This is a genomic window from Ancylobacter polymorphus (assembly GCF_030813495.1).
In the GTDB taxonomy this organism is placed as follows: Bacteria; Pseudomonadota; Alphaproteobacteria; order Rhizobiales; family Xanthobacteraceae; genus Ancylobacter; species Ancylobacter polymorphus.
The window spans coordinates 174533-198072 of the sequence record NZ_JAUSUI010000004.1 but is presented as its reverse complement, the minus strand read 5'-3'; the positions used below and the strand labels follow the sequence as shown (position 1 = coordinate 198072).

Genomic DNA, 23540 nt, shown 5'->3' with positions numbered 1-23540 from the left:
CGCGCCGGGGCTGGCCCCGGCGCCCCCGTCCGGTCATGTTCGTGCGCCAACGACTCGGAGCACCGCATGACCCGCATCTATGGCTTCATCGCCGCCAGTCTCGACGGCTACATCGCCGATCGCAATGGCGGCCTCGACTGGCTCGCCCCGTTCGACGATGTCGATTCCGGCTATGGCGCCTTCATCGCCGAAATCGGCACGGTGGTGATGGGCCGGGCAACTTATGAGGCGGTTCGGGCGATGCCGGGCGGCTGGCCCTACGCGGGAAAGCGCGGGCTCATCGTCACCTCGCGCCCGCTGCCCGACGCCCCTGCCGGGGTCGCGGCCTGGACGCAAGGCGTCCCGGCGCTCATCGACCATGTGCGCGGGGGCGAGAGCGAGGGCGCGGCCTGGGTGGTCGGCGGCGGCGGGCTGCAGGCGGCCTTCATCGCCGCCGGCGCTTTCGACCGGCTGGACCTGTTCGTGATCCCCGTGCTGCTCGGCGGCGGCATTGCGCTGTTTCCGCCGGGGGCGACGCCGGCCCGGCGGCTGCAGCTTGAGGAGACCGAGCGCTACGCCAATGGCATGACGCGGCTGCGCTACGCGCTTTCCTGAAGCGCCGCCGGGGCGAAGGCCTTGCGCACGGCGCCGCGCACCTCGTCCAGCGGCGTGGCGTCGAGCGGGCACACCAGCACCCGCGCCGGGTCCACCGGGCCGGGCAGGCTCACCTGCCCGCGCGGCACGCGCTGGAAGCCCATGCGGCCATAATAGGGCTCATCGCCCACCAGCAGCACCAGCCGCGCCGCGCCGTCGCCCTGCGCCAGCGCCGCCTTCGCCGCCTCCAGCGCCCGTTCCACCAGCCGCCGGCCGATGCCGTGCGAGCGGAAGGGCGGCTCCACGGTCAGCGGGCCGAGCAGCAGCGCCGGCAAGTCGCCGATGACGATCGGCGTCAGCCGCACCGAGCCGACCAGCATGGTGCCGATGGAAGCGGTGAAGGAGAGGTCGCGCCGGTGCGGGTTGCCCTCGCGCAGCCGGAAGGCGGTGCGGGCATAGCGGCCGGGGCCGAAAGTGCGGGCGATCAGCCGCTCGATGGCGGCATCGTCGGCGGGGGTCTCGGGCAGCAGGGAAATGGAAAGCTCGGTCATCGGGACTCTCGGCGCTCAGGATCGGCGGTTCGCCGCACCGAGCGGCCGTGGATCACGGCCGCCGGCGGGCGCGAACGGGCAGGCACACGCGCGCAAGGGCGCGGCGGGCTCGCTCGTCTCGTCGTCGCTGGGCCGGCAACCGGAACATCGGGCTTTCCTCGATCGGACGCGCCCGATAGCACGGACCGCGCGCGAGGTCGAGCCGTTGCCGGGCACGGAGCGCATGCAATAGGCTTGGTCCCATGACTGCGCCCGATATCCGCCCCCTCAGCACCGACCCCGCCACCATCGACGCCCTCGCCGCGCTGCTGATCGAGACGGTGGCGGGCGGCGGCTCGGTCGGCTTCATGCACCCGGTAGCGCCTGACAAGGCCGCCGCCTTCGCCCGCACCAGCCTGGAAGCGGCGGCGCGGGGCGAGCGCATCGTCTTCGGCGCCTTTGTCGACGGCGTGCTGGCGAGCACGGTGACGCTGCTGCTCGCCTTGCCGGAGAACCAGCCGCACCGCGCCGAGATCGCCAAGATGATGACCGCCCCCGCCTTTCGCGGCCGGGGCCTTGCCCGCGCGCTGCTCATCGAGGCCGAGCGGGAAGCCGCCGCGCGCGGCCGCACGCTGCTGGTGCTCGACACCGCCGAAGAGGAAGGCGCCGCCGGCCTCTATGAGAAGGCGGGCTTTGTCCGCGTCGGCGCCATCCCGGATTTCGCGCTGAAGCCGCATGGCGGGCTCACCGCGACGCTGCTTTATGTGAAGCGCCTGCTGCCGGCCTGAACCGCCGGGCATCCGCGCAAGACCGCCCTCTCCTTCGTGCAAACGGGAAAGCTGGCCTCATCCGCCGCGCGCCCTATTGTCTGCCGCACACAGGGAGGCGCGCATGGGACTGCTGGTCGACGGCCACTGGGTCGACAAATGGTACGACACCAAGAGCACGGGCGGGCGCTTCGTGCGCACCGTGACCCGCTTCCGCAACTGGATCACTGCGGACGGCAGCCCCGGCCCTTCCGGCGAGGGCGGCTTTCCCGCCGAGGCCGGGCGCTACCATCTCTATGTCTCGCTCGCCTGCCCCTGGGCGCACCGCACCCTCATCATGCGGGCGTTGAAGGGGCTTGAGGACATCATCTCCGTCTCGGTGGTCGATCCCTTCATGGGCGCGGAAGGCTGGGTGTTCGCCGACCATGCCGAGCGCCGCAGCGAGGATGCCACCACCGATGCCGTGCTCGGCAAGCAGCGGCTCTACGAGGTCTATCTCGCCGCCGATCCCGCCTTTTCCGGCCGCGTCACCGTGCCGGTGCTGTGGGACAAAAAGCGCGGCACCATTGTCAGCAACGAGTCGGCGGAAATCATCCGCATGCTCAACACCGCCTTCGCCGCCTTCACCGAGGACCGGCACGACTATTACCCCGCCGCCCTCGCCGAGGACATCGACGCGCTGAACGCCCGCGTCTATGACGCGGTGAACAACGGCGTCTACAAGGCCGGCTTCGCCACCACGCAGGACGCCTATGAGGAGGCGGTGGCCGCCCTGTTCAAGGAGCTGGACGCGCTGGAAGCCCGGCTCGCCGGCCGCGACTGGCTGATGGGCGAGGCGCTGACCGAGGCCGATATCCGCCTGTTCACCACGCTGATCCGCTTCGATCCGGTCTATGTCGGCCACTTCAAGTGCAATGTCCGGCGGATCTTCGACTACCCGAACCTGTCGCGCTATGTGCGGGCGTTCTACGCGTTGCCCGGTGTCGCCGGTACGGTGAACCTCACCCACATCAAGCGGCACTATTACGAGAGCCACAAGACCATCAACCCCACAGGCGTGGTGCCGGTGGGGCCGGAGATGTGGTGGGGGTGAGGGGCCGCTTGAGCCACTTCCCCGACCGGAATTCGATTGCGCGGTGCGAACCGGCGCCTATATTTCCGTTAGACGCATCGACCAGATCGGGCATGGCCATGTCGACGAAATCGCAACATGTCGCGCCGCGTGGCGACAAGTGGATCGTCCGGACGACGGGTGCCGGCCGCGCCAGTGCGACCTTCGCCACCCAACAGGAAGCCGTTGCGCGCGCACGCTCGATTGCCAAGGAGCGCGGCACCGAGCTTTACATTCACGGCACCGATGGTCGTATTCGCGAGCGTTTGTCCTACGGCAAGGATCCCTTCCCGCCTAAGGGGTGATCCTTGTCGGACTTCGCCAGAAGCGTCTTCATCAACTGCCCATTCGATGAAGAATTCGAGCCCATCCTTCAGGCGGTGCTGTTCTGCACGATCTATCTCGGCTTTACACCGCGGATCGCCACGGAAAGCGCCGATTCTGGAGCGGTGCGGCTAGAGAAAATCAAAACGCTTATCGCGGAGTCGAAATACTCGATCCACGATCTCAGCCGCATTCAGGCGCGCCGCCGGGGCGAGCATTTTCGACTCAACATGCCGTTCGAGCTTGGCCTCGACTATGGCTGCCGGCAGTTCTCGGGTGGCGAGCACCGGGCCAAGAGAATCCTCATTTTGGAAGAAAAGCCTTATCGTTATCAGGCCGCTATTTCGGATCTCGCCGGCTGCGATATCCAGGTTCATGCGGGACAGTTTGCCACCGCCATCCGGAAGGTTCGCAACTGGCTGGTGAGCGAAGCCGACATCCGTGCCGATGGCGCCACGCGCATACTCGCTGCCTATGAAGACTTCCAGACGTGGTATTATGAGCAGCAACTGGCGGCAGGGTTCTCCGAGCGCGACATCAGGGACTATCCGACCGCTGAATTGCTGGTGGCGATGAAGCAATGGGTCGCCAGCGACGGGCGCCCCTAGTCCCTCACTTCCCGTCGAACCACGCCTTCCACTGCGGCACGGCGGTGGCGAAGGTGCCGCGGTGGGTGGTCTTGCCGGTCGACACCGCCTCCACCGCCGGATTGCCGGTGCCCATCGCCCGCTGATAGGTCTGGGCCAGCTGGCCGAGGCCGGGGGTGATCACCTCATCCGCCTCGCCATAATAGTTCCGCACCGGCGACTTGATGACCCAGCGATAGGCGGTGGTCGCCTTGACCAGCCGGCCATAGGCCGACTCGGCAAAGAACTGCGGGTCGAAATAGGCCGGGCGGATCAGCTTCTTGAGGTCGGTGGGAATGGCGGCAGGGTCATAGGGCTCGCGCGCATAGGCCTTGCGCGCGATCTCATAGCTCTCCTCCGTCAGCAGTGCCCGCGCCAGCCCCGGCACGCCGTAGTAATTCTCGAACGAGAAGGAGGAGAGGATGAACAGCGAGGTCACCCAGCTGGCATCATTGGCGCGGGGAAAGTCGAGAAAGCCGCTCAGCGCGACATAGATGTCCACCGGCGCGCTGGCGGTGGCGGCGGCATCGACCTTCACGCCCTCTGCTTCCAGCTTTTCCAGCAGCGCCATGGTGACGAAGCCGCCCTGCGACCAGCCGGCGAGAGTGAGCTTCGGCGTGTCGATCTTCAGCGCCGCCAGCACCTGCCGGCTCGCGGCGAGCATGTCGGCGGTGGCCTGCTGGTGGCTCGCCTTCACCATGTAGCCCTCGGGCTCGGTGGAGAGGCCGAGGCCGAAATAATCGGCGCCGATCACCACATAGCCCTGCCCGGCGAACTGGGCGACCATCAGCGCCGTCTCCGGCGACTGGGCGATGAAGGACGGCACCTCCTGTTTCCCGTACACCGTGCCGTGCTGGTAGGACACCAGCGGGAAGCGGCTGCCCTCGACATCGGGAATGGCGATCAGGCCCGTGGCCACAGTCGGCCGGTTGCCGCGTTCGGGAATGACGCTGGGATAGGTCACGCGGTAGAGCTTCACCGCGTTCTTCGCCGGCGTGTAGGTGACGCCGATGCCGGCAAAGGCCGGGATGTCCCTGGTCAGCACCTCGTTCAGGCGCGCGACATCCCAGCGTTCGAGAAACTCATAGCGCACGCCGCCGGCCACCGTGACGGCGCCGGTCTCCTGCGCCCGCGCCGGCGCGGCGACGGCGAGAACGAGCAGGCTGAAGAACAGGGCGAAAGGCGCGGCGATGCCGCGACGGCGGGTGAACAGGGCCATGATCTGCCGGAAGCTGGGGGGTGGCGGGCCGCGCGCCGGCGGAGCGCCGGCACGCCCCCGCCAAATACCACCCTCAGCCGACCAGCGCCACGCTCTCGTGGGCGGAGGCCATCTCCGCCTCGGTGCGCTTGCGGAAACGCACCATGGTGTACATGCCGAGCGCCACGTCGCGCTTAACCGGCAAGTCCACCGTGCCGTTGCGCACCGCCCAATTGTGCAGCCGGGCGAACTGGAATTCCGGGCGCCAGCCGAGCTTGCGGGCGCGGCGGGCGAACCAGCGCTCGAAGGCGGCGCGCGGGCCGTCCTCGGCGCCGAGATGGTTCACCAGAATGATCTCGCCGCCGGGCTTCAGCACGCGGGCCATCTCGTCCAGCGTCTCTTCGGGGTGCGGCACCACGGTGATGACGAACTGCGCCATCACCACATCGAAGGAATTGTCGGCAAAACCCATATGGGCGCCGTCCATCAGGCACAGGCCCTCGACATGGGAGAGGTTTTCCTTCGCCACCTTCTCATGCGCCTTGCGCAGCATGGGCTCGGAAATATCGACGCCGACGATGCGGTTGGTGCGCTTATAGGCCGGCAGCGCGAAGCCGGTGCCGACGCCGAAATCGAGGATGCGCCCGCCGATCTTCTCCGCCGCCTGCAGCGCCGCCTTGCGGCCGGGCTCGAACACCGCGCCGAACACGATGTCGTAAATCGGGGCCCAGCCGGCATAAGCCTCTTGAACGGTGGCGTGATCGAGATCGGTCTTCATGCAGTTCCCCTTGCACAACCCCGGGCCGGCGCGCCCATTGCCTGCAGCTTTCTCGCGACGCGAAGCGGCTCCAGCTTCCTGATCTTGGAGCACTTTCTTATCGATCAGGTGAATTCGCCTGACCGGAAAGGGCTCTAGCGTAACGTCGACTCAGGCCGAACGTGCCATCATCTCCGCGTCACGTGTCAGTGTGGTGAACGGCGCCACCTTGCGGCGGATCACGCCGCCGCCGAGCATGCGGGTGCCGGCCTCGCCATCCTCATAGAACACGCAGGCCTGCCCCGGCGCCACGCCTTCCTCGGTGCCGTGCAGCCGCACCTCCACGCCGCCGCCCTCGGCAGGGGCGAGATGGCCCGGCACCGGCGCACGGGAGGAGCGCACCTTCACATAAAGCTCGCGCTCGCGCGCGGCGGCCTCATCAAGCGTTTCCTCGCCGAGCCAGTTCACCTCGTCGATGCGGATGGCGGAAACGCCGAGCGCCGCGCGCGGGCCCACCACGACCTGCCGGCGGGCGGCATCGATACCCACCACATAGAGCGGCTCGGACGCGGCGATGCCCAGCCCCTTGCGCTGGCCGATGGTGAAGCGCATCACCCCGGCATGCCGGCCCAGCACCCGCCCGTCGAGATGCACGATCTCGCCCGGCTCGGCTGCCTCCGGCCGCAGTTTCTCGACAATGGCGGTGTAATGGCCATTGGGCACGAAGCAGATATCCTGGCTGTCCGGCTTGTCCGCCACCTTCAGCCCGAAGCTCTCCGCCAGCGCCCGCACTTCCGGCTTGGTGGTTTCGCCGAGCGGAAAGCGCAGCATGTCGATCTGCGCCTGGGTGGTGGCGTAGAGGAAATAGCTCTGGTCGCGGTTCTCATCCAGCGGGCGGAACAGGCCGCGCCGCCCGCCTTCCATCGTCCGGCTGGCGACATAATGGCCGGTGGCGAGAATGTCGGCGCCGAGGTCGCGCGCGGTCTCCAGCAGATCGCGGAACTTCACCGTGCGATTGCAGTCGACGCAGGGAATGGGCGTCTCGCCCGCCGCATAGGCATCGGCGAAGCGCTCGATCACCGCATGGCGGAAGCGGCTTTCATAATCCAGCACGTAATGGGGAATGCCGAGCTTCTCCGCCACGGTGCGCGCGTCGTAGATGTCCTGCCCGGCGCAGCAGGCGCCGGGGCGGTGGTGCATCGCCTCGCCATGGTCGTAGAGCTGCAGCGTCACCCCCACCACGTCATAGCCCGCCTGCGCGTAAAGCGCGGCGACGACGGAGGAATCCACGCCGCCCGACATCGCGACCACGACGCGCGTCTGGCTGGGGGCTCGGTCGGTGTCGTCGAGACGGATCATGGCGGGGCGGAAACCGGGAGGAAAAAGGGCGCGTGCGACGCACTATATAGGGCACCTCGGCGATTTCATGAACCCTGCGCGGCACGCCCTGACGCCTGCGGTAACATTTTGCCCAGGCGCAGACACCGGAGGCATTGCCGTTGCGGCACGAAAAGTAAACAAACTCCTTCGCAACTATTAACGAAGCAGCAATCACTTAGCGCTCACAGGGTGGTGATTCGCTTAGGAGAATATTTAAATCTCCATCGCTATGCTCACTTTCATTGGTCGTGTGTATTGAGTGAGTGAAACATGACAGAACCCTATCGCCCGAGGGTGAAGTATGTAATCGGGCCGGACGGAAGTCCGTTGACCATTGCCGATCTGCCCCCGCCGAACACCCGGCGCTGGGTCATCCGCCGCAAGGCGGAAGTCGTTGCCGCCGTCCGCGGCGGGCTCCTCAGCCTGGAGGAAGCCTGCAGCCGCTATACGTTGACCACGGAAGAATTTCTGTCCTGGCAGGCCTCCATCGACCGCCACGGCCTCGCCGGCCTGCGCACCACGCGCATCCAGCAATACCGGCAGTAAAGCGGCGACGGCGTCCGACATTTCCGGCCGCCGCCGCCCGACGTCCTTCTCCCACGACAGCCCGCCTCAAAGCCGCCGCGTCAGCGCTCCAGCGCCGCGAGATAGTCGCGCCCCGTCAGCGTGAACGGTGCATAGCGGCCGGGCCAGGTCTCTTCCCGCGCGCGCTGGCTGGTTCGGCAGCGGGGATCGTAGACGTACAGGTCCTGCCACCTGGCGTCGCCATCAAGCCGTTGCACGTAAGCGGCAAGCGGCGGCAAGGTCTCGACAGGATCGTCGGCCCCAAGGTCGAAATTAATCTCCATTTCTTCCCCGACATGGACCGTCACGGCGGGATACTGGGCGATGTCGACGAGACACACGCTCACCTTGTCGATCTCGGTCACCGCACGGATGAACGCGGTGGGACGTGAGCGTGCATTGAACCCGTGAAGGTCCAGCATGAGGCGAGGCGCCACGCGCCGCGCCGCCCCGCGCAGCCGCTCCGGCCTGTCGATCTGCAGGAACTCGACAAAAGGCGCCGCTCCCTCGGGCTGCGCGAAGCTGATTTCAAGATCGCCGTAAAGCCAATAGGGCTGCTGTGTCGCATGCGGCGCCGGCTCCCCGATCGCTTTGGTCGGCTCTCCCAGCAGAGCGACGATCTCCTCCATCGAAGCCCCCGGCCGGACGGGCCCGAGGCAGCCGGTATTGAGGAAATCGAGGAGCGACGCGCGGATCATGGCCTCATCATAGCGGAAGCGGCGCGGTGAGAGAGCCCGCGCAGCCGCGCCATCGTTCGCGAAAACCGATCCCTCAGCCGAGCCCGCCGAGGAAATCCGCCAGCGCCGCGCCGGCGGTCTCCACCGTGCCGACATTCAGCACGGTGAGGTCCGGCGGGGCGTCGAGCGCGGGCTCGCGCTTCAGCCGGGCGAGCACGTCCTGCGCGCTCTCGCGCCCCCGCGCGGCGATGCGCGCGGCCAGCATCTCCACCGGCGCGGTGACATGCACCGTCTTCACCCGGGCGAAGCGGCGGCGCGCCTCGCTCACGGCCGCGCGCGAGCCATTGGCGACGACGGTGCAGCCGGCGAGAATATCCTCCGCCACCTCCGCCCCCAGCGCGTAGCTGAGCCCGTTGGCCCGCCAGTAGAGCGGGAAGCTGCCGAGGGCGACGCCCTGGGCGAAATCGCGCTCATCCACCGCGATGTGGTTCTCGGTGGCATCCGCCGGCCGGGTGATGCGCCGGCGGGCGAAGCGTAGGTCGGTGCGCTCGGCCAGCCGCGCGCGGGCATAGGCGAGCAGCGTGTCCTTGCCGGCGCCCGAGGGGCCGACCACCAGCACCAGCAGGCCGGGGCCGAGCTTTTCGCCCGCGTCCAAAGCCTGCGCCACACCCGCCTCGCCGTTCACGCCACGCGCTCCCCCTGCCGCCACACCGCCCGTGCCGCCGGGCCGGCCCCGGCCGCCGAGACGCGGATGAAATCCGCCCGCAGCCCCGGCGCCAGCCGGCCGCGATCGCTGAGCCCCGCCGCCGCTGCCGGGTTGGCGCTCACCATCGCCACCGCCTGCGGCAGGGTGATGACGCCCTCCGTGCGCGCCGGCAGGTCGAACGCCGCCAGCAGCAGGCTGCCGGGCACATAGTCGGAGGAGAGAATGTCGAGCACGCCGCGCCGCGCCAGGCTCTCGGCCGCGACATTGCCGGTGTGCGAGCCGCCGCGCACGATGTTGGGCGCGCCCATCAGCACCCGGATGCCGGCTTCGTGCGAGGCGTCCGCCGCGCGGTCGGTGGTGGGAAATTCGGCGATCGCCACCCCGTCCCCGATCGCCTCGGCGACGTGATCGTCGGTGGCGTCGTCATGGCTCGCCAGCACGATGCCCTGCGCGCGGGCCATCTCCACCAGCCGGGCGCGGTTGGGCCGGGCGTAGCGGGCATGCGCCTCCTGCCGCTCGGAAACGATGAGGTCGAGTTCGGCGTCGCTCATGCCGCTCTTCTTCTTGTAATAGCTGCGGAACTGCGCCTCGGTCATGAACTGGCGCTGCCCCGGCGTGTGGTCCATCAGCGAGATCAGCCGCACGCCGGCCTCGTCGAGCAGCGCCCCCGCTTCCTCCACCACGCCGTCGGCGGTCACCTCGCAGCGCAGATGCACGAAATGTTCCGCCCGCAGCACGCCGGCCGCGCTCGCCGCGCGCACCGTGGCGGTAAGCAGCGCCGCGTCGCCATCCATGCCGGCGGCGCGCTTGTCCGGCCACACGCGCAGCGAGTCGAACACGGTGGTGATGCCGGAAGCGGCGATCTGCGCGTCATAGGCCGTCACGGCGGCGAAGGCGTTCCAGGTCACGCGCGGGCGCGGGTAGAGATGGCCCTCGACATGGTCGGTGTGCAGTTCGACAAAACCGGGCAGCACATGGTCGCCACCCAAGTCGATGGCGCCGCGCGGCGCGGCGCCCTCGCCGATCTCGGCGATGATCCCATCCCGCACCACGAGATGGCCGGGGCGCACCTCGTCTTCCAGCACCAGAAGCGCGTTGGCGTAGACCGTCTCGTTCATCATTCCCTCACGCTGCCGCCCGTCACATCTGCGCCGCTCACGCCGCCATCTGGCCGAAGCTCGTCACGTCGATCACCCGGTCGCACACCGCCTCGCGCACTTCCGCATCGTGGAAAATGCCGAGAATGGCGACACCGGCCCGCTTCTTCTCCTCGATCAGCTGCACCACCACGGCGCGGTTGGCCGCGTCCAGCGAGGCGGTCGGCTCGTCCATGAGGAGCAGCGGACGATGGGCGATGAGCCCGCGCGCGATGTTCACGCGCTGCTGCTCGCCACCGGAGAAGGTGGCGGGCGGCAGGGCCCACAGCCGCTCCGGCAGGTTGAGCCGGGCGAGCAGCTCGCCGGCCCGCTTGGTGGCTTCCTCAGGCGCCACCCCGTCATGGATCAGCGGCTCGGCCACCACGTCGCGGGCGCCGACGCGGGGGATCACCCGCAGAAACTGGCTGACATAGCCCATCGTGGTGTCGCGCAAGCGGATCAGCCGGCGCGGCGGCGCGGTGGCGACATCCACCACCTCGTCGCCATCGCGCACGCGGATCGCGCCGTCATCGACACGGTAATTGCCGTACACCATCTTGAGCAGCGAGCTTTTGCCCGCGCCCGAAGGCCCCCCCAGCGCCACGCATTCGCCGGCATAGAGGTCGAAGCCGGCGCCGTTCACGACCGGCAGCCGTGCCCCCTCGCGCAGATGCAGGATGAAGGTCTTGGCGACGCCGGAGACGGAAAGGATGGGTTTAGTCGCCATGTCGTGTCTTCCTTGTCATCCCGGCCGAAGCGAAGCGGAGCGCCGGGATCGCGGGCCGACCGCGCGCTCCCGTCGGCAGACGATCCCGGCTCGGCGCGCGCCGCGCCGTCCGGGATGACGATGAAGAGGGGGGCGCCATGCTCACGCCGCCAGAACCGAGGAGACGAGCAGCTGCGTGTAGGGCTCGCGCGGGTCGTCCAGCACCTGGTCGGTGATGCCGGTCTCGATCACCCGCCCGTGCCGCATCACCACCATGCGGTGCGAGAGCAGCCGGGCGACGGCGAGGTCGTGGGTGACGATGATGACCGCCAGCCCCAGTTCCGCCACCAGCTGGCGGATGAGATCGAGCAGGCGCGCCTGCACCGAGACATCCAGCCCGCCGGTCGGCTCGTCCATGAACACCAGGCGCGGCCTTGTGACGAGGTTGCGGGCGATCTGCAGCCGCTGGCGCATGCCGCCGGAAAAGGCGCGCGGGTCGTCATCCACCCGGTCGGCGGCGATTTCGACCCGGCCGAGCCAGTCGATCGCCTCATCGCGAATATGGCCATAGTGCCGCCAGCCGACCGCCATCAGCCGTTCGCCGACATTGCCGCCGGCGGAGACCGCCATGCGCAGCCCGTCCGCCGGGTTCTGCCGCACGAAGCCCCAGTCGGTGCGCATCAGGAGCCGCTTCTCGGCGGCGCCGAGGCTGGCGAGATCGGCCAGCCGCCCGTCGCGCAGCCGGTAGGAGACGCGGCCGGCGCTGGCTTCCAGCTCGGTGGAAAGCAGGCCGAGCAGCGTCGACTTGCCGGAGCCGGATTCCCCGACCACGGCCAGCACCTCGCCGGGATAGACCTCCAGCGACACGTCGCGGCAGCCGATGCGGGCGCCGTAATTCTTGGAAAGACCCTCGGCGATGAGAAGGGGTTGTTCGATCATGACGCGCCTCTCCTCTACTTTGTCATCCCGGACGGCGCGGCACGCGCCGATCCGGGATCGCCCGCGGACGACGGCGTGGTCGGCACGCCCCACGTCCCCTCACCCGGCCCTTCGGGCCGACCTTTCCCCGTCGGGGAGAGGTTAAGCGCGCCGTCTGCTCCCTCTCCCCGCAGGGGAGAGGGTTGGGGTGAGGGGGAAGCGCGGCCCGCCTCCCCCGCCATCTCGCCGCGATGCCCGGCTTCCTGCCGTTCGTTGCAGTAATCGGTGTCGGAGCAGACGAACATCCGCCCGCCCTTGTCGTCGAGGATCACCTCGTCGAGATAGACGCCCGTCGCCGCGCACAGGGCGCAGGGCTGGGCGAAGCGCTGCACCCGGAAGGGGTGGTCCTCGAAATCCAGCGAGCGCACCCGGGTAAAGGGCGGAATGGCGTAGATGCGCTTCTCGCGCCCCGCACCGAACAGTTGCAGCGCCGGGCAGTCGTCGAGCTTGGGGTTGTCGAATTTCGGGATAGGGGACGGGTCCATCACATAGCGCCCCGCCACTTCCACGGGGTAGGCATAGGTGGTGGCGATATGGCCGTGGCGGGCAATGTCCTCATACAGCTTCACATGCATGAGGCCATATTCCGCCAGCGCGTGCAGCTGCCGCGTCTCGGTCTCGCGCGGTTCCAGAAAGCGCAGCGGCTCGGGGATCGGCACCTGGTAGACGAGGATCTGGTTTTCGGTCAGCGGCGTTTCGGGAATGCGGTGCCGGGTCTGGATGACGGTCGCCTCGCGTGCCGAGGTGGTGGTAGCGACCCGCGCCGTCTTCTCGAAGAAGCCGCGAATGGCCACCGCATTGGTGGTGTCGTCCGCACCCTGGTCGATGACCTTGAGAACGTCGTCCGGGCCCAGCACGGCGGCGGTGACCTGCACGCCGCCCGTGCCCCAGCCATAGGGCATGGGCATTTCCCGGGCGGCGAACGGCACCTGATAGCCCGGCACGGCGATCGCCTTGAGGATCGCGCGGCGGATCATCCGCTTGGTCTGCTCGTCGAGATAGGCGAAATTATAGGTGATTTCGGGCATGGCCCCGGTCGCGTGGGCGTTCATTCCGCCGCCTCCTTGATCCCGTCCGCCGGCCGCTCGGCCGCCTGTTCCGCGCGCATGCGGCGCACGAGGTCGAGTTCCGCCTGGAAGTCGACGTAATGCGGCAGCTTGAGGTGCTCGACGAAGCCGGTCGCCTGCACATTGTCGCAATGGGAGAGCACGAATTCCTCATCCTGCGCCGGGGCGCCGGGCTCCTCGCCCAGTTCCTTCCAGCGCAGCGCCCGCTCCACCAGCGCCATGGACAGCGCCTTGCGCTCGCACTGCCCGAAGACGAGGCCATAGCCGCGCGTGAACTGCGGCGGCGTGGTCGCCGAGCCCTTGAACTGGTTCACGCTCTGACACTCCGTCACCTGCACCGTGCCGAGCGAGAGTTCGAAGCCGAGTTCCGGCGCCTCGAAGATCACCTCGACATCGCCGAAGCGGATTTCGCCGACAAAGGGGTGCGAGCGGGCATAGCCGCGCTGGGTGGAATAGCCGAGCGCCAGCAAATAGCCCTCATCGCCGCGCGCCAGCGTCTGCAGCCGGGTGGAGCGGTCGACGGGGAAGGACACGGGCGCGCGGGTGATGTCGAAGGGCTCGGCGCCCTCATCGGCGGGGGCGGCCTCGATCAGCCCCTCCTGCCCGAGCAGGTCGGTCACGCGCGGCATGGCCACGGGGGCCGCGTCGGCCGGATCGGCCTGTCTGGCCTCATCGTCCACCTCACCGGCCTCATCGGCCACGCCGAGAGAGGTATCCAGAAGCCGGTGGGTGTAGTCGAAAGTGGGGCCGAGAAGCTGGCCGCCGGGCAGGTCCTTATAGGTGGCGGAGACGCGCCGGCGCACCAGCATCTCAGACGTATCAAGGGCTTGCGCGTAGCCGAAGCGCGGCAGGGTGGTGCGGAAGGCGCGGATGAGGAAGATCGCCTCGATCAGGTCGCCGCGCGCCTGCTTCACCGCCAGCGCCGCCAGTTCCACGTCATAAAGCGACCCCTCCGCCATCACCCGGTCCACCGCCAGCGTCAATTGCTGCGCGATCTGGGCGAGGCTGATCGAGGGCAGATTCTTGTTTCCACGCCGACGCTTAGCGAGAAGCGCGTGCGCGTTGCGGATGGCCTTTTCGCCGCCTTTGGCCGCCACATACATGGCTCAACCCTCCTTCACGGTGACGGAACGCGGCAGGCCGGCGACCCCGCCCGCCCCCGCCAGCAGAAGGTCGACCCCGAGCGGAAAGCCCGCCCGATTGGCCGCCATCCGCTCGATGAAGTCCGCCGGCAGCGGCGCCGCGCCGAAAGCCGTCCGGCCGTTGATGCCCGGCCCTTCCAGCACCAGCCCGGCGGTGAAGGCGTCCACCTGCAGGATCAGCGTCGCGGAGGCGTCCGGAAACTCGGGCGAACCTTGCGCGAAGTCGTAAAAGTCAAGCATGTCAACGGGTTCGGCGATCAGCGCGAAGCGCGCCTCGCGCGCCTCCGCCACGATCGGCGCGCCGGTATGGAAGCGCAGGAAGTCGGCCACGGCGGGCGCGCCCGCGAGCGCGGGGTCGAGCCAGAGCGGGGTTTCATAGTCGCACAGCGCCAGTACCAGCGCCGCCGCTTCCGCATTGAGCGGTGCCGGCGGGGCGAGCCCAGCGCGGATCGGCTCCACCCGCCCGGGGCGTGACAGCGCCCACATGGCAGCGCGGAAGGTCGCCTGCTGGTCGAAGACGGGATCGGCGAAGCCAGCGGCCATAAGTATCTGAGACATATCAATCTTCCCCGCGCACAAGGGTGAAGAAATCGACCTTGGTGGCCGCCGTCTCGGCCCGCACCTGCGCCGCCTCCGCCGCCAGCCGCGCCCGCACCGGCGCCAGCGCGGCGTCAACCTCAGCCCGGCGCGCCTCGTCCTGCCACAGCGCGTCGAGGATGGCGGCGGCGCGGGCCGCCTTCACATCGCGCCCGAGGCGATAGGCGAAGCCGCTGGCGCCCCCCTCCAGCCGCACGGCGGCACGGGAAACCGTCGCCTCGCCGAGATTGAATGGGGCGCCGTCGCCGCCAGTACGGCCGCGCAGCATCACCAGCCCGACCTCCGGCGGCTTGAGATCGGACGCCGCCGGCAGCGGGGCGAAGCCGGCCAGAACGGCTTCAAGCTCGCCCGCCTCGGCCCGTGCCATCAACGCCATCGCGTCCTGCCGGGGCGAGCGGGAAGCCGCGCCATTGTTGGGTTTTGAAGGGGAAGGCTGCATGGGAAAAATCCGCTGACCTGCCGTCAAGGCCGTTTACATTTCGGCGGATTTGTATATTCATCTATACAAATAGGCAAGAGCGGTTTTGCAGCGCGGTAGAAATATGGACCCGACAAACGACAGCGCCGTGACGACGCCCCCCTCCCCGGCGGAAGACGTGGCGCGCGGCACGGGCGTCGCGCTGTGGAAACAGATCGCGGAGCGGATCGAGGCCGACATCGTCGAAGGCCGCCTCGCCGCCGGCGCCCGCCTGCCGACAGAAAACGAGCTGGCGGAACGCTTTGGCGTCAATCGCCACACGCTGCGCCGGGCACTGGCCCACCTCACCGAGCGGCGACTGATCGAGGCCACGCCCGGGCGCGGCACCTTCGTCAAGGAACCGCCGATCCGCTACCCGATCGGGCCGCGCACCCGCTTTTCCGAGATCGTCTCGCGCGAAGGCCGCGCACCCGGCGGCCGGCTCATCGGCTCGCGCATCGAGCCGGCCTCGGCCGAGATCGCACAGGCTCTGGGGCTCGCCCCCGGCGCCGAGGTGCTGCGGGTGGACATGATCCGCGAGGCGGACGGCGTGCCGATCACCGTCGCCTCGCACTGGTACGAGGCCGACCGCTGCCGCGATCTCGATCTCTTGGTCGCCGCCACCGGCTCGGTGACGCGGGCGCTGGAAACGCTCGGCCTCGGCGACTACCGCCGGCTGGAAACCCGCATCACCGCCCGCCCCGCCGATGAGGAGGATTGCCGCCTGCTCGCCCTCCCCGCCGGGCGCACCGTCATGATACTGGATGCCATCAACGGCGACGCCCAGCGCCGCCCGATTCAATATTCGCGTGCCCGCTTCTGCGCCGACCGGGTGCAGCTTGTGGTGAAGAACTGAAAGGACAGATCATGGCCGCCCTCACACGCCTTGAGGACCTCCGTGCGCTCTATGGCGAGGTGCGCGAGCGCAGCCGCCGCAAGGTGCTGCCGGCCATCGATCCGCACTCGCGCACCTTCATCGGCTTCTCCCCTCTGGTCATGCTGTCCTCAATGGGCGCGGATGGGCGCGCCGATGTCACCCCGCGCGGCGACGCGCCCGGCTTCGTCGTGGTCGAAGACCCCTCCACCCTGCTGCTGCCGGACCGGCCGGGCAATAACCGGCTGGACACACTCAGCAATCTGATCGGTAATCCGGCGGTGGGGCTGCTCTTCCTCATTCCCGGCGTCGACGAGACGCTGCGCGTGAATGGCCGCGCCGAAATCCGCGACGACGCCGACCTGCTCGCCCGCTTCATCGTCGACGGCAAGGCACCGAAGACGGTGCTGCGCATCACCGTGGAGGAGGTCTATATCCATTGCGCCAAGGCCTTCATGCGGTCCGGCGCGTGGAATCCGGACAGCTTCCTGCCGCGCGACCGGCTGCCGAGCATGGGTGAGATCATGCGCGACCAGCTCGGCATGGCCACGGCCGAGACGCAGGCCGAGATGCTGGAACGCTATCGCGCCACGCTGTACTGAGGCCGCAATCGCGCGGAGCGGCGCCCCCGCCAACGGCCCATTAACCCGATGCCGCCATGATGGGACGCACGGGAAACGGGGACGAAAGCGCAATGGACGACGAGCGCCTGCGGGGCGAGACGCCCGGCCTGTCGCTGCGCGAGGCAATCCGCGCCGCGCGGATGGAGGCGGCCGAGCGTTCCGGCGTCATCGTCGAGCTGCGCGACGCCACCCTCGCCCGCCTTTCCATGCTGAATGAACTGCTCGACCCGGTCTTCGCCCAGGTACCGCTGGAGCATGTCGACCTGTTCGACCGCGGCCTGATGCCGGGCGAAATCCCGCGTCTGTTCATCGACATGGTCGCGCATGTGACGCTGGCGCGCGACCGGCGCACCTACCGCTTCCTGCAAGATACGCGCTCAGGCCGGCATGTGCTGGCCGAGAGCCCTAACCCCAACGACATTGTCGACGCGGTGACGCGCTACATCGCCCGCCGGCTGATCGCGCGCGAACAGGCGATGGTGAGCGTCGGCGCGCCGCCGGAGATCGCGGCGGCCGAACCGCACCCGGCGCCGCACCACCCCGCCCCGGCGCCGCCCGACGCCATACAAGCGGGACGGACCGAGGGCGGCGGACGCACCCTGCCCTTCCTGCTGGGCCTCGTTCTCGGCGCGCTGGTCATGCTGGCGCTGACCAGCCTCTACCCTGAGATCACCGCCCGCTTATCGCTTCCGTGATCACCCGTGTCCCGCGCGAGGCCACGGTGGTCTCGCCATGCTGGAAGCCGCGCGCCTCCAGCGTGCAGCGCCACGGAAAGCCGGCGCCCGAGACGCGCTCGATGCGGTAGAGGTGGTAGCCCCCCGGCCAGTGGCGGTCTTCCGGACCGGCGGCGAAGGACGGCGCCTCGACGACCGGGATCAGGCCCGAATGCGGGCCGGGAATCATCTCCACCATCGGCACATGGTCATGGCCGCAAATGACGAGTTCCGCCCCGTGGCGGGCCAGAACCTCGCGCACGCGCTCCTCGTCGATCAGCCGCTTGTGCCCGGCGCGCAGGCCCGCAGGCGGATGGTGGATCATCACCACCCGGAATAGCCCCTCGGCGCCGAGGTGGTCCAGCGCCGCGCCAAGCCGCTCGCACTGCGCCCGTCCCACCTTGCCCGTCGCCATGAAGGGGCGGGTGGGAATGGCGGAGGACACGCCGATCAGCGCCACCTCGCCGCGCCGGCGCACGAAAGGGAAAGCGCTTTCATCGGTCACATCGCCATTCACCCCGTCGCCACGCATATAGTCGCCCCAGTTGAGGAGCGAATGGTGAGCGGTGGAGCGGACATAGGCGTCGTGATTGCCAGGCACGACCGTCACATCAAGGCCGTCGCCCAACGATTTGAGGAAGTTCAGCCCGGTGGCGAATTCGGCCGCGAGGCCGACATTCACGAGATCGCCGGTCACCGCGATATGATCGGGCGCCATCGCCTTGATGTCGTCGACCAGCAGGTCGATCGTGGCGACGGAGAAACGGTGCTGGCGGCCGCGCCGCCAGTTGAGCACGCCAAGCGCCCGCTTTCCCGCCAGCTCGGCGAAGCGAGCGCGTGGCAGCGGTCCCAGATGAGCGTCGGTGACATGGGCGAGAACAAACACGCGGGCATCCTTATCAGCCCGGAGCGGGGAAAGGAAAGCGCCGACGGTCACGCTTTCGGCAGCCCGCCATCCCGCATGACGGCTTTCCAGCGGCTTTTCGTACGGCTCGCCCATCGCTGGACCCGCCTTACCCGCAGCGTCACCCTCGGTGTGCGGGCCGTGGTGAGAAACGAGGACGGCGCCTTTCTCCTGCTGCGCCACACCTATGTGCCGGGCTGGCACCTGCCGGGCGGCGGCGTCGATCGCGGCGAAAGCGCCGTCGATGCCGTGGTGCGGGAACTGTTCGAGGAAGCGAGAATCACCGTCACCGCCGCGCCCCGCCTCCACGGCCTGCTGCTCAACCGCCATCTTGGCGCGCGCGACCATGTCGCGGTCTACATTGTCGAGCATTTCGAGCGCCGCCCCGAGTGGCGGCCGAACCTCGAAATCGCCGAGATCGGCTTCTTCCCCGTCTCCGCCCTGCCGCCGGACACCTCCCCGGCAACCCGGCGTCGCCTTGCGGAAGTGCTGGAGAGCCGGCCCGCCGCCGCGCACTGGTGACACTGTCGGGGGCAATGCGCTTTCCCGCCTTGACACCGTCCGGCCCGCTTCCTTATATCGCGCCACTTCGCGCATCGGTTCGCCGGTTCGCTGTGGCGGGGTAGCTCAGCTGGTTAGAGCACGGGAATCATAATCCTGGGGTCGGGGGTTCAAGTCCCTCTCCCGCTACCACAATCCTCTCTGTGACGATGTGTCAGAAACGCAAAAAGCCCGGCCGAAGCCGGGCTTTTCGTTTTGGTGCTGGCGCGGCTCAGTAGGGCGAGACGCACTGCTGGCGCGGGCCGTTATAGGGCTGGAAGGTGTTGTCCGACGCCCGGTACGACCGGTACTTGTTGGCGCACCACTGGACGTGCGCGTTGCCGCCGCCCGAATAGGTCGGCTGGTTCGCCACCGCGCCCAACGCACCGCCGATGATCGCGCCAGCGGCGAAGGCACCGGCCGGGAACCACCAGCCATTATACTGGCGATAGCCGGGGCGGTAGTAATTGTAGCCGCGATAGCCATTGTAATAGTGGTTGCGGCCGCTGCGCCAATAGCCGTGGCGGTTCCCCTGCCTGTAACCCTGACGGTAGCCTTGGCGATAGCCCTGTCGGTTGCCCTGGCGATAGCCCGGACGGTACTGCACCGGCTCGATATTCGAGGTCGACTGGGCCACCGGCTGCGGAATGAATGGCGCGGACATTGCCGGCATCACGCTTGAGGTGATGACCATCGCCGCCGCCGCAATAGCAATAGAGAGCTTCTTCATAGTAGCTTCCTCCGAATTACAACCGTTACACAGGATGTAGCGGCTGCTCCATGAATGCTCCCTGAACGAAATCTGCAGCAAGATTTCAGATTTCTGAACCTGCGTTCAGAATAGTCAGACACGGCATTCCAGAAGCGCAAACGCATGAGGGCGCGCGGAGTTCCCGCGCGCCCTCAACTGGCGGTATCAAGGCCGTGTGAACGAAGGTCAGTCCGCGCCGGGGTCCGCGGCAAAGCCCGCCGCCGCGATGCCGGCACTGGCCGCCGCCTCGTCATTCTCCGACGTGTCGCCGGAAATGCCGACAGCGCCAATCACCGCACCGCTTTCGTCGCGGATCAACACGCCACCCGGCACCGGAACCAGCGCGCCGCCCACCACATCGGTCACCGAGGCGACGAAGAAGGCCTGTTCCTTGGCCCGCTTGAAGATCGAGCGCGAACCCATGCCGAGCGCCAGCGCGCCATAGGCCTTGCCATGGGCAACCTCGAAGCGCTTGAGGCTGGTGCCGTCCTCGGCCGCCGACACTTTCACGGCGCCGCGCGCGTCGAGCACGACCACGGCCATCGGCTTGAAGTTGCCGGCGCGGCAATGGCCGAGCGCGGTGGAGAGGATGGTCTGGGCGGCGTCGAGGGTGAGACTCATGGACGGCTGCTCCCGCTGCTGGCCGCGCCCGGCGCCGAGCGGCCCGAACCACGGATCATGTCGATGGCTTTTCCGATAAGCGGCCAGAACAGCATGATCAAGGCCAGGGTCGAGATGGTGCCGACCAGCTTGTTGGACCAGAAGATGCCCAGCCCGCCATCGAGCCCGATCATGGACTGGCGGAAGGCGTCCTCCGCCTTGTCGCCCAGCACCAGCGCCAGCGTCATCGGCGCCAGCGGAATGCCGATCTTCTTGAAGACATAGCCGACAATGCCGAAGCCGAGCATGAGCCAGATGTCGAACATGGCGTTCTGCACCGCGAAGGCACCGACCGCGCAGGACACGATGATCATCGGGGCGATTGTGGCGAAGGGCACGCGCAGAACGGAGGCGAACAGCGGCACGGTGGCAAGCACGATGATCAGGCCGGCGATGTTGCCGAGATACATCGAGGCGATGAGGCCCCAGACGAAGTCCTTCTGCTCGACGAAGAGCAGCGGGCCGGGCTGCAGACCCCACACCATCAGGCCGCCGAGCAGCACCGCCGCCGTGCCCGAGCCGGGAATGCCGAGCGCCAGCATGGGCAGCAGCGCGGAGGTGCCGGCGGCATGGGCGGCGGTCTCGGGAGCGAGCACGCCCTCGATCTTGCCCTTGCCGAAGCTCGCCCCGTCGCGGGAGAAGCGCTTGGCGAGGTTATAACCCATGAAGGAGGCGGCGATGGCGCCGCCGGGCGTCACGCCGAGCCAGCAGCCAATGGCGCTGGAGCGCAGCAGCGTCATCCAGTAGCGCGGCAGCGTCATCCAGGTGCGCCAGACGACGGTGAAGCGGATCTTCGCCTCCTGGCCCTTGAAGGCGAGATGTTCTTCCATCGCCAGCAGGATTTCGGAGATGCCGAACAGGCCGATGACCGCCACCAGGAAGTCGAAGCCGCGCAGCAGTTCGACCGAGCCGAAGGTCATGCGCAGTTCGCCCGACACCGTGTCCATGCCGACCGCCGCCAGCAGGAAGCCGATGGTGAGCGAGATGACGATCTTGTGGCGCGCTTCCTTGCCGAGTCCGACGAAGGAACAGAAGGTCAGCATGTAGACGGCGAAGAATTCCGGCGGGCCGAAGCGTAGCGCGAAGCTGGCGATCCACGGCGCGAGGAAGGTGATGAGCATCACCGCGACGATGGAGCCGACGAAGGAGGCGGTGAAGGCGGCGGTCAACGCCTCGGCGGCCTCGCCCTTCTGTGCCATCGGATAGCCGTCGAAAGTGGTGGCGACCGACCAGGCCTCGCCCGGAATGTTGAACAGGATCGAGGTGATGGCGCCGCCGAACAGCGCGCCCCAATAGATGCACGAGAGCAGCACGATGGCCGAGGTCGGGTCCATGGTGAAGGTCAGCGGCAGCAGAATGGCGACGCCGTTGGGGCCGCCGAGGCCCGGCAGCACGCCGACCAGAATGCCGAGGCAGATGCCGATCAGCATCAGCACCATATTGTGGAAGGTCAGCAGGACGCCGAAGCCGTGGAACAGGGAATCAAGTGCTTCCATCGGGCCCTCCTCAGAAACCGAATGCCGCTTCGAGCGGGCCCTTGGGCAGCAGAACGTTGAACTGAACGTCGAAGACGTAGAACATCAGCGCCGAGAAGATCAGGCCGGTGAGCACCGACTTCCACGGCGAGAGCTTGCCGATGACGATCATGAACAGCGCCACGAAGATGAAGCTGGCGACATAGAGTCCGATGACCTGCACCAGGAACACGAACAGGATGGTCGGGATGAACACCCGCAACACGCGGCCGAAGGCGCTGCGGCCGACGAAGATCTCGTCCTTCAGGTCGGGATGGCGCAGCGCCGAGACGATGCCGACGACGCTGGCGCCGCCGAGCAGCACCGAGAGATAGAAGGGGAAGTAGCCGGCCTGCGGGCCGTCCGGTGCCCAGCCGGCACCGATGCGCAGATTGTCCCAGCCCAGGAACACAGCGACGCCTAGAAGCAGCGCCATTACCACGACTTCGACGCTGCGCGTCGACACCAGCGCGGGATCCACTCCCACGTTCGGGTCATCGGACATCGGTATTCTCCAGAGAAAAGTGCAGCCGGCAGGACGCCGCGCCCGGCGCTGGCGTCATCGCATCAAGGCAAGCGCCGGCGCGGCCCGAAGGCGCGCCGGCGGCCGCAAGGTTCAGTTGGCGACGAAACCGGACTGGGTCATCAGGTCCTTGTAGAGAGCCTCGTCCTGCTCCAGGAACTTGACCATCTCGGCGCCCTTGAGATCGGACGGCTTGAGCGCCTGCTTCTCAAGATATTCCTTGAATTCCTTGGTCTCGACCAGCTTGCCCAGCATATCCTGGTAGAAGGCCACCTGGTCGGGGGTCACGCCCGCCGGCAGGAACACGCCGCGCAGCATGATCCACTGGAAGTCGATGCCCTGCGACTTGCAGGTCGGGATGTCCTTCCACGACTTGTCGCCCGCGACCTTGGCCGGGTAGTCCATCGGCTCATTGTCGAACACGCACAGCGCCTTCACCTGGCCGGCGCGCCACACGGCGACGTTTTCGGACGGGTTGTTGACGTTGACCTTGATGTGGTCGCCGACCAGCTGGGTGGCCGCTTCGCCGCCCGACTTGTAGGGGATGTAGCTGAACTTGACGCCCGAGATCCGCTCGACGGCGGCAGCGAGAATGTGGTCTTCGCGCTTGGAGCCGGTGCCGCCGAGCTTAAAGGCGCCGGCAGGCTCCTTCTTCATCGCCTCGACGAGTTCCTGCGCCGTGTTGTAGGGCGCATTGGCATTCACCCACAGCACGAAATTGTCGAAGGCGAGGATGCTGACCGGGGTCAGCTTGCGCCAGTCGAAGGGCAGCTTGTTGGCCAGCGGCAGCGTGTAGATGGCCGAATTGGAGATGACCATCTTGTAGGGGTCGCCGGCGCTCGCCTGCATGTCCATCAGGCCCTCGCCGCCATTGGCGCCGCCCTTGAGCGTCACCACGATCGGCGTCGGCGAGAGCTTATTGTTCTGGATCGCCGCCTGCATCATGCGGGCCATCTGATCCGAGGCGCCGCCGGCACCGGCGGGAACGATGATCTCGATCGGCTTGGTCGGCTCCCACGCCGCCATGGCGGACGAGACGGTGAAGCCGGACAGGCAGGCCGCGACCAGCGCGGCGCGTTTGGAGACGAGCTTCTCCAGCATGGACATTTCCTCTCTTGTCGTTGAGCCGGAACGGGCCGGCA

The 23540-nt window shown here is 68.0% G+C and carries 28 protein-coding genes, 1 tRNA gene and 1 pseudogene; 11 read left to right on the top strand and 19 right to left on the bottom strand.

The genetic code is table 11. The features are described from left to right. Nucleotides 1-66 precede the first annotated feature (66 nt). Nucleotides 67-594 (top strand): dihydrofolate reductase family protein, encoded by a 528-nt coding sequence (locus J2S75_RS10615; protein ID WP_307019832.1) that lies wholly within the window; start codon nt 67-69, stop codon nt 592-594. On the opposite strand, the gene J2S75_RS10610 is transcribed toward J2S75_RS10615, so the two are convergent. Further along, nucleotides 579-1124, bottom strand: coding sequence for a GNAT family N-acetyltransferase (locus J2S75_RS10610; protein ID WP_307019831.1), 546 nt, complete (start codon nt 1122-1124; stop codon nt 579-581). The genes J2S75_RS10615 and J2S75_RS10610 overlap by 16 nt on opposite strands. A gap of 242 nt (nt 1125-1366) precedes the next feature. Here J2S75_RS10610 and J2S75_RS10605 point away from each other — a divergent pair, with 242 nt between their 5' ends. The 4 genes from J2S75_RS10605 (at nt 1367) to J2S75_RS10590 (ending at nt 3913) form a co-directional block, all read left to right on the top strand. Then, nucleotides 1367-1891 (top strand): GNAT family N-acetyltransferase, encoded by a 525-nt coding sequence (locus J2S75_RS10605; protein ID WP_307019830.1) that lies wholly within the window; start codon nt 1367-1369, stop codon nt 1889-1891. Between the two features lie 103 nt (nt 1892-1994). Then, nucleotides 1995-2963: a glutathione S-transferase family protein gene (locus tag J2S75_RS10600; RefSeq protein WP_307019829.1), complete on the top strand. Its 969-nt coding sequence runs from the start codon at nt 1995-1997 to the stop codon at nt 2961-2963. Between the two features lie 92 nt (nt 2964-3055). Then, the gene (locus J2S75_RS10595) at nt 3056-3286 is read left to right on the top strand and encodes a DUF2188 domain-containing protein (protein ID WP_307019828.1); all 231 of its coding nucleotides are present in this window, start codon (nt 3056-3058) and stop codon (nt 3284-3286) included. A 3-nt stretch (nt 3287-3289) separates the two neighbouring features. Beyond that, nucleotides 3290-3913 carry a hypothetical protein gene (locus tag J2S75_RS10590; RefSeq protein ID WP_307019827.1) on the top strand — a complete coding sequence of 208 codons (624 nt, stop codon included), beginning with the start codon at nt 3290-3292 and terminating at the stop codon, nt 3911-3913. A 4-nt stretch (nt 3914-3917) separates the two neighbouring features. Here J2S75_RS10590 and J2S75_RS10585 read toward each other — a convergent pair whose 3' ends face one another. From J2S75_RS10585 to mnmA, 3 genes are all read right to left on the bottom strand, one after another. Further along, nucleotides 3918-5150 carry an alpha/beta hydrolase family protein gene (locus tag J2S75_RS10585; RefSeq protein ID WP_307019826.1) on the bottom strand — a complete coding sequence of 411 codons (1233 nt, stop codon included), beginning with the start codon at nt 5148-5150 and terminating at the stop codon, nt 3918-3920. Between the two features lie 73 nt (nt 5151-5223). Further along, nucleotides 5224-5907, bottom strand: a complete 684-nt coding sequence (locus tag J2S75_RS10580; RefSeq protein ID WP_307019825.1) for a class I SAM-dependent methyltransferase — start codon at nt 5905-5907, stop codon at nt 5224-5226. A 150-nt stretch (nt 5908-6057) separates the two neighbouring features. Then, entirely contained in the window at nt 6058-7245 is a 1188-nt protein-coding gene (gene mnmA, locus J2S75_RS10575) for a tRNA 2-thiouridine(34) synthase MnmA (protein ID WP_307019824.1), read from the bottom strand. A 291-nt stretch (nt 7246-7536) separates the two neighbouring features. On the opposite strand from mnmA, the gene sciP reads away from it, so the two are divergent. Next, entirely contained in the window at nt 7537-7812 is a 276-nt protein-coding gene (sciP, locus tag J2S75_RS10570; RefSeq protein ID WP_244375589.1) for a CtrA inhibitor SciP, read from the top strand. A gap of 80 nt (nt 7813-7892) precedes the next feature. Here sciP and J2S75_RS10565 read toward each other — a convergent pair whose 3' ends face one another. From J2S75_RS10565 to phnG, 9 genes and pseudogenes are all read right to left on the bottom strand, one after another. After that, nucleotides 7893-8528 (bottom strand): hypothetical protein, encoded by a 636-nt coding sequence (locus J2S75_RS10565; RefSeq protein ID WP_307019823.1) that lies wholly within the window; start codon nt 8526-8528, stop codon nt 7893-7895. Nucleotides 8529-8601: 73 nt separating this feature from the next. Continuing rightward, on the bottom strand, nt 8602-9192 hold the full coding sequence (phnN, locus tag J2S75_RS10560) for a phosphonate metabolism protein/1,5-bisphosphokinase (PRPP-forming) PhnN (protein WP_307019822.1): 591 nt from the start codon (nt 9190-9192) through the stop codon (nt 8602-8604). Further along, nucleotides 9189-10331, bottom strand: a complete 1143-nt coding sequence (locus J2S75_RS10555; RefSeq protein WP_307019821.1) for an alpha-D-ribose 1-methylphosphonate 5-triphosphate diphosphatase — start codon at nt 10329-10331, stop codon at nt 9189-9191. Before J2S75_RS10555 ends, phnN begins: the two co-directional genes overlap by 4 nt. A gap of 37 nt (nt 10332-10368) precedes the next feature. Beyond that, nucleotides 10369-11076 (bottom strand): phosphonate C-P lyase system protein PhnL, encoded by a 708-nt coding sequence (gene phnL / locus J2S75_RS10550; protein ID WP_307019820.1) that lies wholly within the window; start codon nt 11074-11076, stop codon nt 10369-10371. Nucleotides 11077-11217: 141 nt separating this feature from the next. After that, nucleotides 11218-11994: a phosphonate C-P lyase system protein PhnK gene (gene phnK / locus J2S75_RS10545; protein WP_307019819.1), complete on the bottom strand. Its 777-nt coding sequence runs from the start codon at nt 11992-11994 to the stop codon at nt 11218-11220. A gap of 209 nt (nt 11995-12203) precedes the next feature. Further along, a pseudogene (locus J2S75_RS10540) lies at nt 12204-13085 on the bottom strand (alpha-D-ribose 1-methylphosphonate 5-phosphate C-P-lyase PhnJ); the annotation flags it as partial. After that, complete coding sequence (locus J2S75_RS10535) at nt 13082-14203, bottom strand: carbon-phosphorus lyase complex subunit (RefSeq protein ID WP_307019818.1); 1122 nt, start codon at nt 14201-14203, stop codon at nt 13082-13084. The pseudogene J2S75_RS10540 and the gene J2S75_RS10535, both read right to left, overlap by 4 nt. Before the next feature lie 3 nt (nt 14204-14206). Beyond that, nucleotides 14207-14800 (bottom strand): phosphonate C-P lyase system protein PhnH, encoded by a 594-nt coding sequence (gene phnH, locus J2S75_RS10530; protein WP_307019816.1) that lies wholly within the window; start codon nt 14798-14800, stop codon nt 14207-14209. Nucleotide 14801: 1 nt separating this feature from the next. Continuing rightward, nucleotides 14802-15278 (bottom strand): phosphonate C-P lyase system protein PhnG, encoded by a 477-nt coding sequence (gene phnG / locus J2S75_RS10525; RefSeq protein WP_307019814.1) that lies wholly within the window; start codon nt 15276-15278, stop codon nt 14802-14804. Between the two features lie 103 nt (nt 15279-15381). On the opposite strand from phnG, the gene phnF reads away from it, so the two are divergent. From phnF to J2S75_RS10510, 3 genes are all read left to right on the top strand, one after another. Beyond that, on the top strand, nt 15382-16152 hold the full coding sequence (phnF, locus tag J2S75_RS10520; protein WP_307019813.1) for a phosphonate metabolism transcriptional regulator PhnF: 771 nt from the start codon (nt 15382-15384) through the stop codon (nt 16150-16152). A gap of 11 nt (nt 16153-16163) precedes the next feature. Further along, nucleotides 16164-16772 (top strand): pyridoxamine 5'-phosphate oxidase family protein, encoded by a 609-nt coding sequence (locus tag J2S75_RS10515; RefSeq protein WP_307019812.1) that lies wholly within the window; start codon nt 16164-16166, stop codon nt 16770-16772. A gap of 92 nt (nt 16773-16864) precedes the next feature. Then, complete coding sequence (locus J2S75_RS10510) at nt 16865-17488, top strand: hypothetical protein (protein WP_307019811.1); 624 nt, start codon at nt 16865-16867, stop codon at nt 17486-17488. Here the strand turns inward: J2S75_RS10510 and J2S75_RS10505 are convergent. Further along, nucleotides 17463-18392 (bottom strand): metallophosphoesterase family protein, encoded by a 930-nt coding sequence (locus J2S75_RS10505; RefSeq protein WP_307019810.1) that lies wholly within the window; start codon nt 18390-18392, stop codon nt 17463-17465. The genes J2S75_RS10510 and J2S75_RS10505 overlap by 26 nt on opposite strands. 75 nt (nt 18393-18467) lie before the next feature. On the opposite strand from J2S75_RS10505, the gene J2S75_RS10500 reads away from it, so the two are divergent. Both J2S75_RS10500 and J2S75_RS10495 read left to right on the top strand, forming a co-directional pair. Then, nucleotides 18468-18932, top strand: coding sequence for an NUDIX domain-containing protein (locus J2S75_RS10500; protein ID WP_307020070.1), 465 nt, complete (start codon nt 18468-18470; stop codon nt 18930-18932). A 94-nt stretch (nt 18933-19026) separates the two neighbouring features. Beyond that, nucleotides 19027-19103, top strand: a tRNA-Met gene (locus J2S75_RS10495). Nucleotides 19104-19182: 79 nt separating this feature from the next. Here the strand turns inward: J2S75_RS10495 and J2S75_RS10490 are convergent. The 5 genes from J2S75_RS10490 to J2S75_RS10470 all read right to left on the bottom strand — a co-directional run bounded on the left by J2S75_RS10490 (nt 19183) and on the right by J2S75_RS10470 (nt 23505). Further along, nucleotides 19183-19680 carry a BA14K family protein gene (locus tag J2S75_RS10490; RefSeq protein ID WP_307019809.1) on the bottom strand — a complete coding sequence of 166 codons (498 nt, stop codon included), beginning with the start codon at nt 19678-19680 and terminating at the stop codon, nt 19183-19185. Nucleotides 19681-19887: 207 nt separating this feature from the next. Next, nucleotides 19888-20322, bottom strand: a complete 435-nt coding sequence (locus J2S75_RS10485; RefSeq protein WP_307019808.1) for a GlcG/HbpS family heme-binding protein — start codon at nt 20320-20322, stop codon at nt 19888-19890. After that, on the bottom strand, nt 20319-21857 hold the full coding sequence (locus J2S75_RS10480) for a tripartite tricarboxylate transporter permease (RefSeq protein WP_244375559.1): 1539 nt from the start codon (nt 21855-21857) through the stop codon (nt 20319-20321). Before J2S75_RS10480 ends, J2S75_RS10485 begins: the two co-directional genes overlap by 4 nt. A 10-nt stretch (nt 21858-21867) precedes the next feature. Further along, nucleotides 21868-22380: a tripartite tricarboxylate transporter TctB family protein gene (locus J2S75_RS10475; protein WP_307019807.1), complete on the bottom strand. Its 513-nt coding sequence runs from the start codon at nt 22378-22380 to the stop codon at nt 21868-21870. A 111-nt stretch (nt 22381-22491) separates the two neighbouring features. Then, nucleotides 22492-23505, bottom strand: a complete 1014-nt coding sequence (locus J2S75_RS10470) for a Bug family tripartite tricarboxylate transporter substrate binding protein (protein WP_307019806.1) — start codon at nt 23503-23505, stop codon at nt 22492-22494. Between the last annotated feature and the right edge of the window lie 35 nt (nt 23506-23540).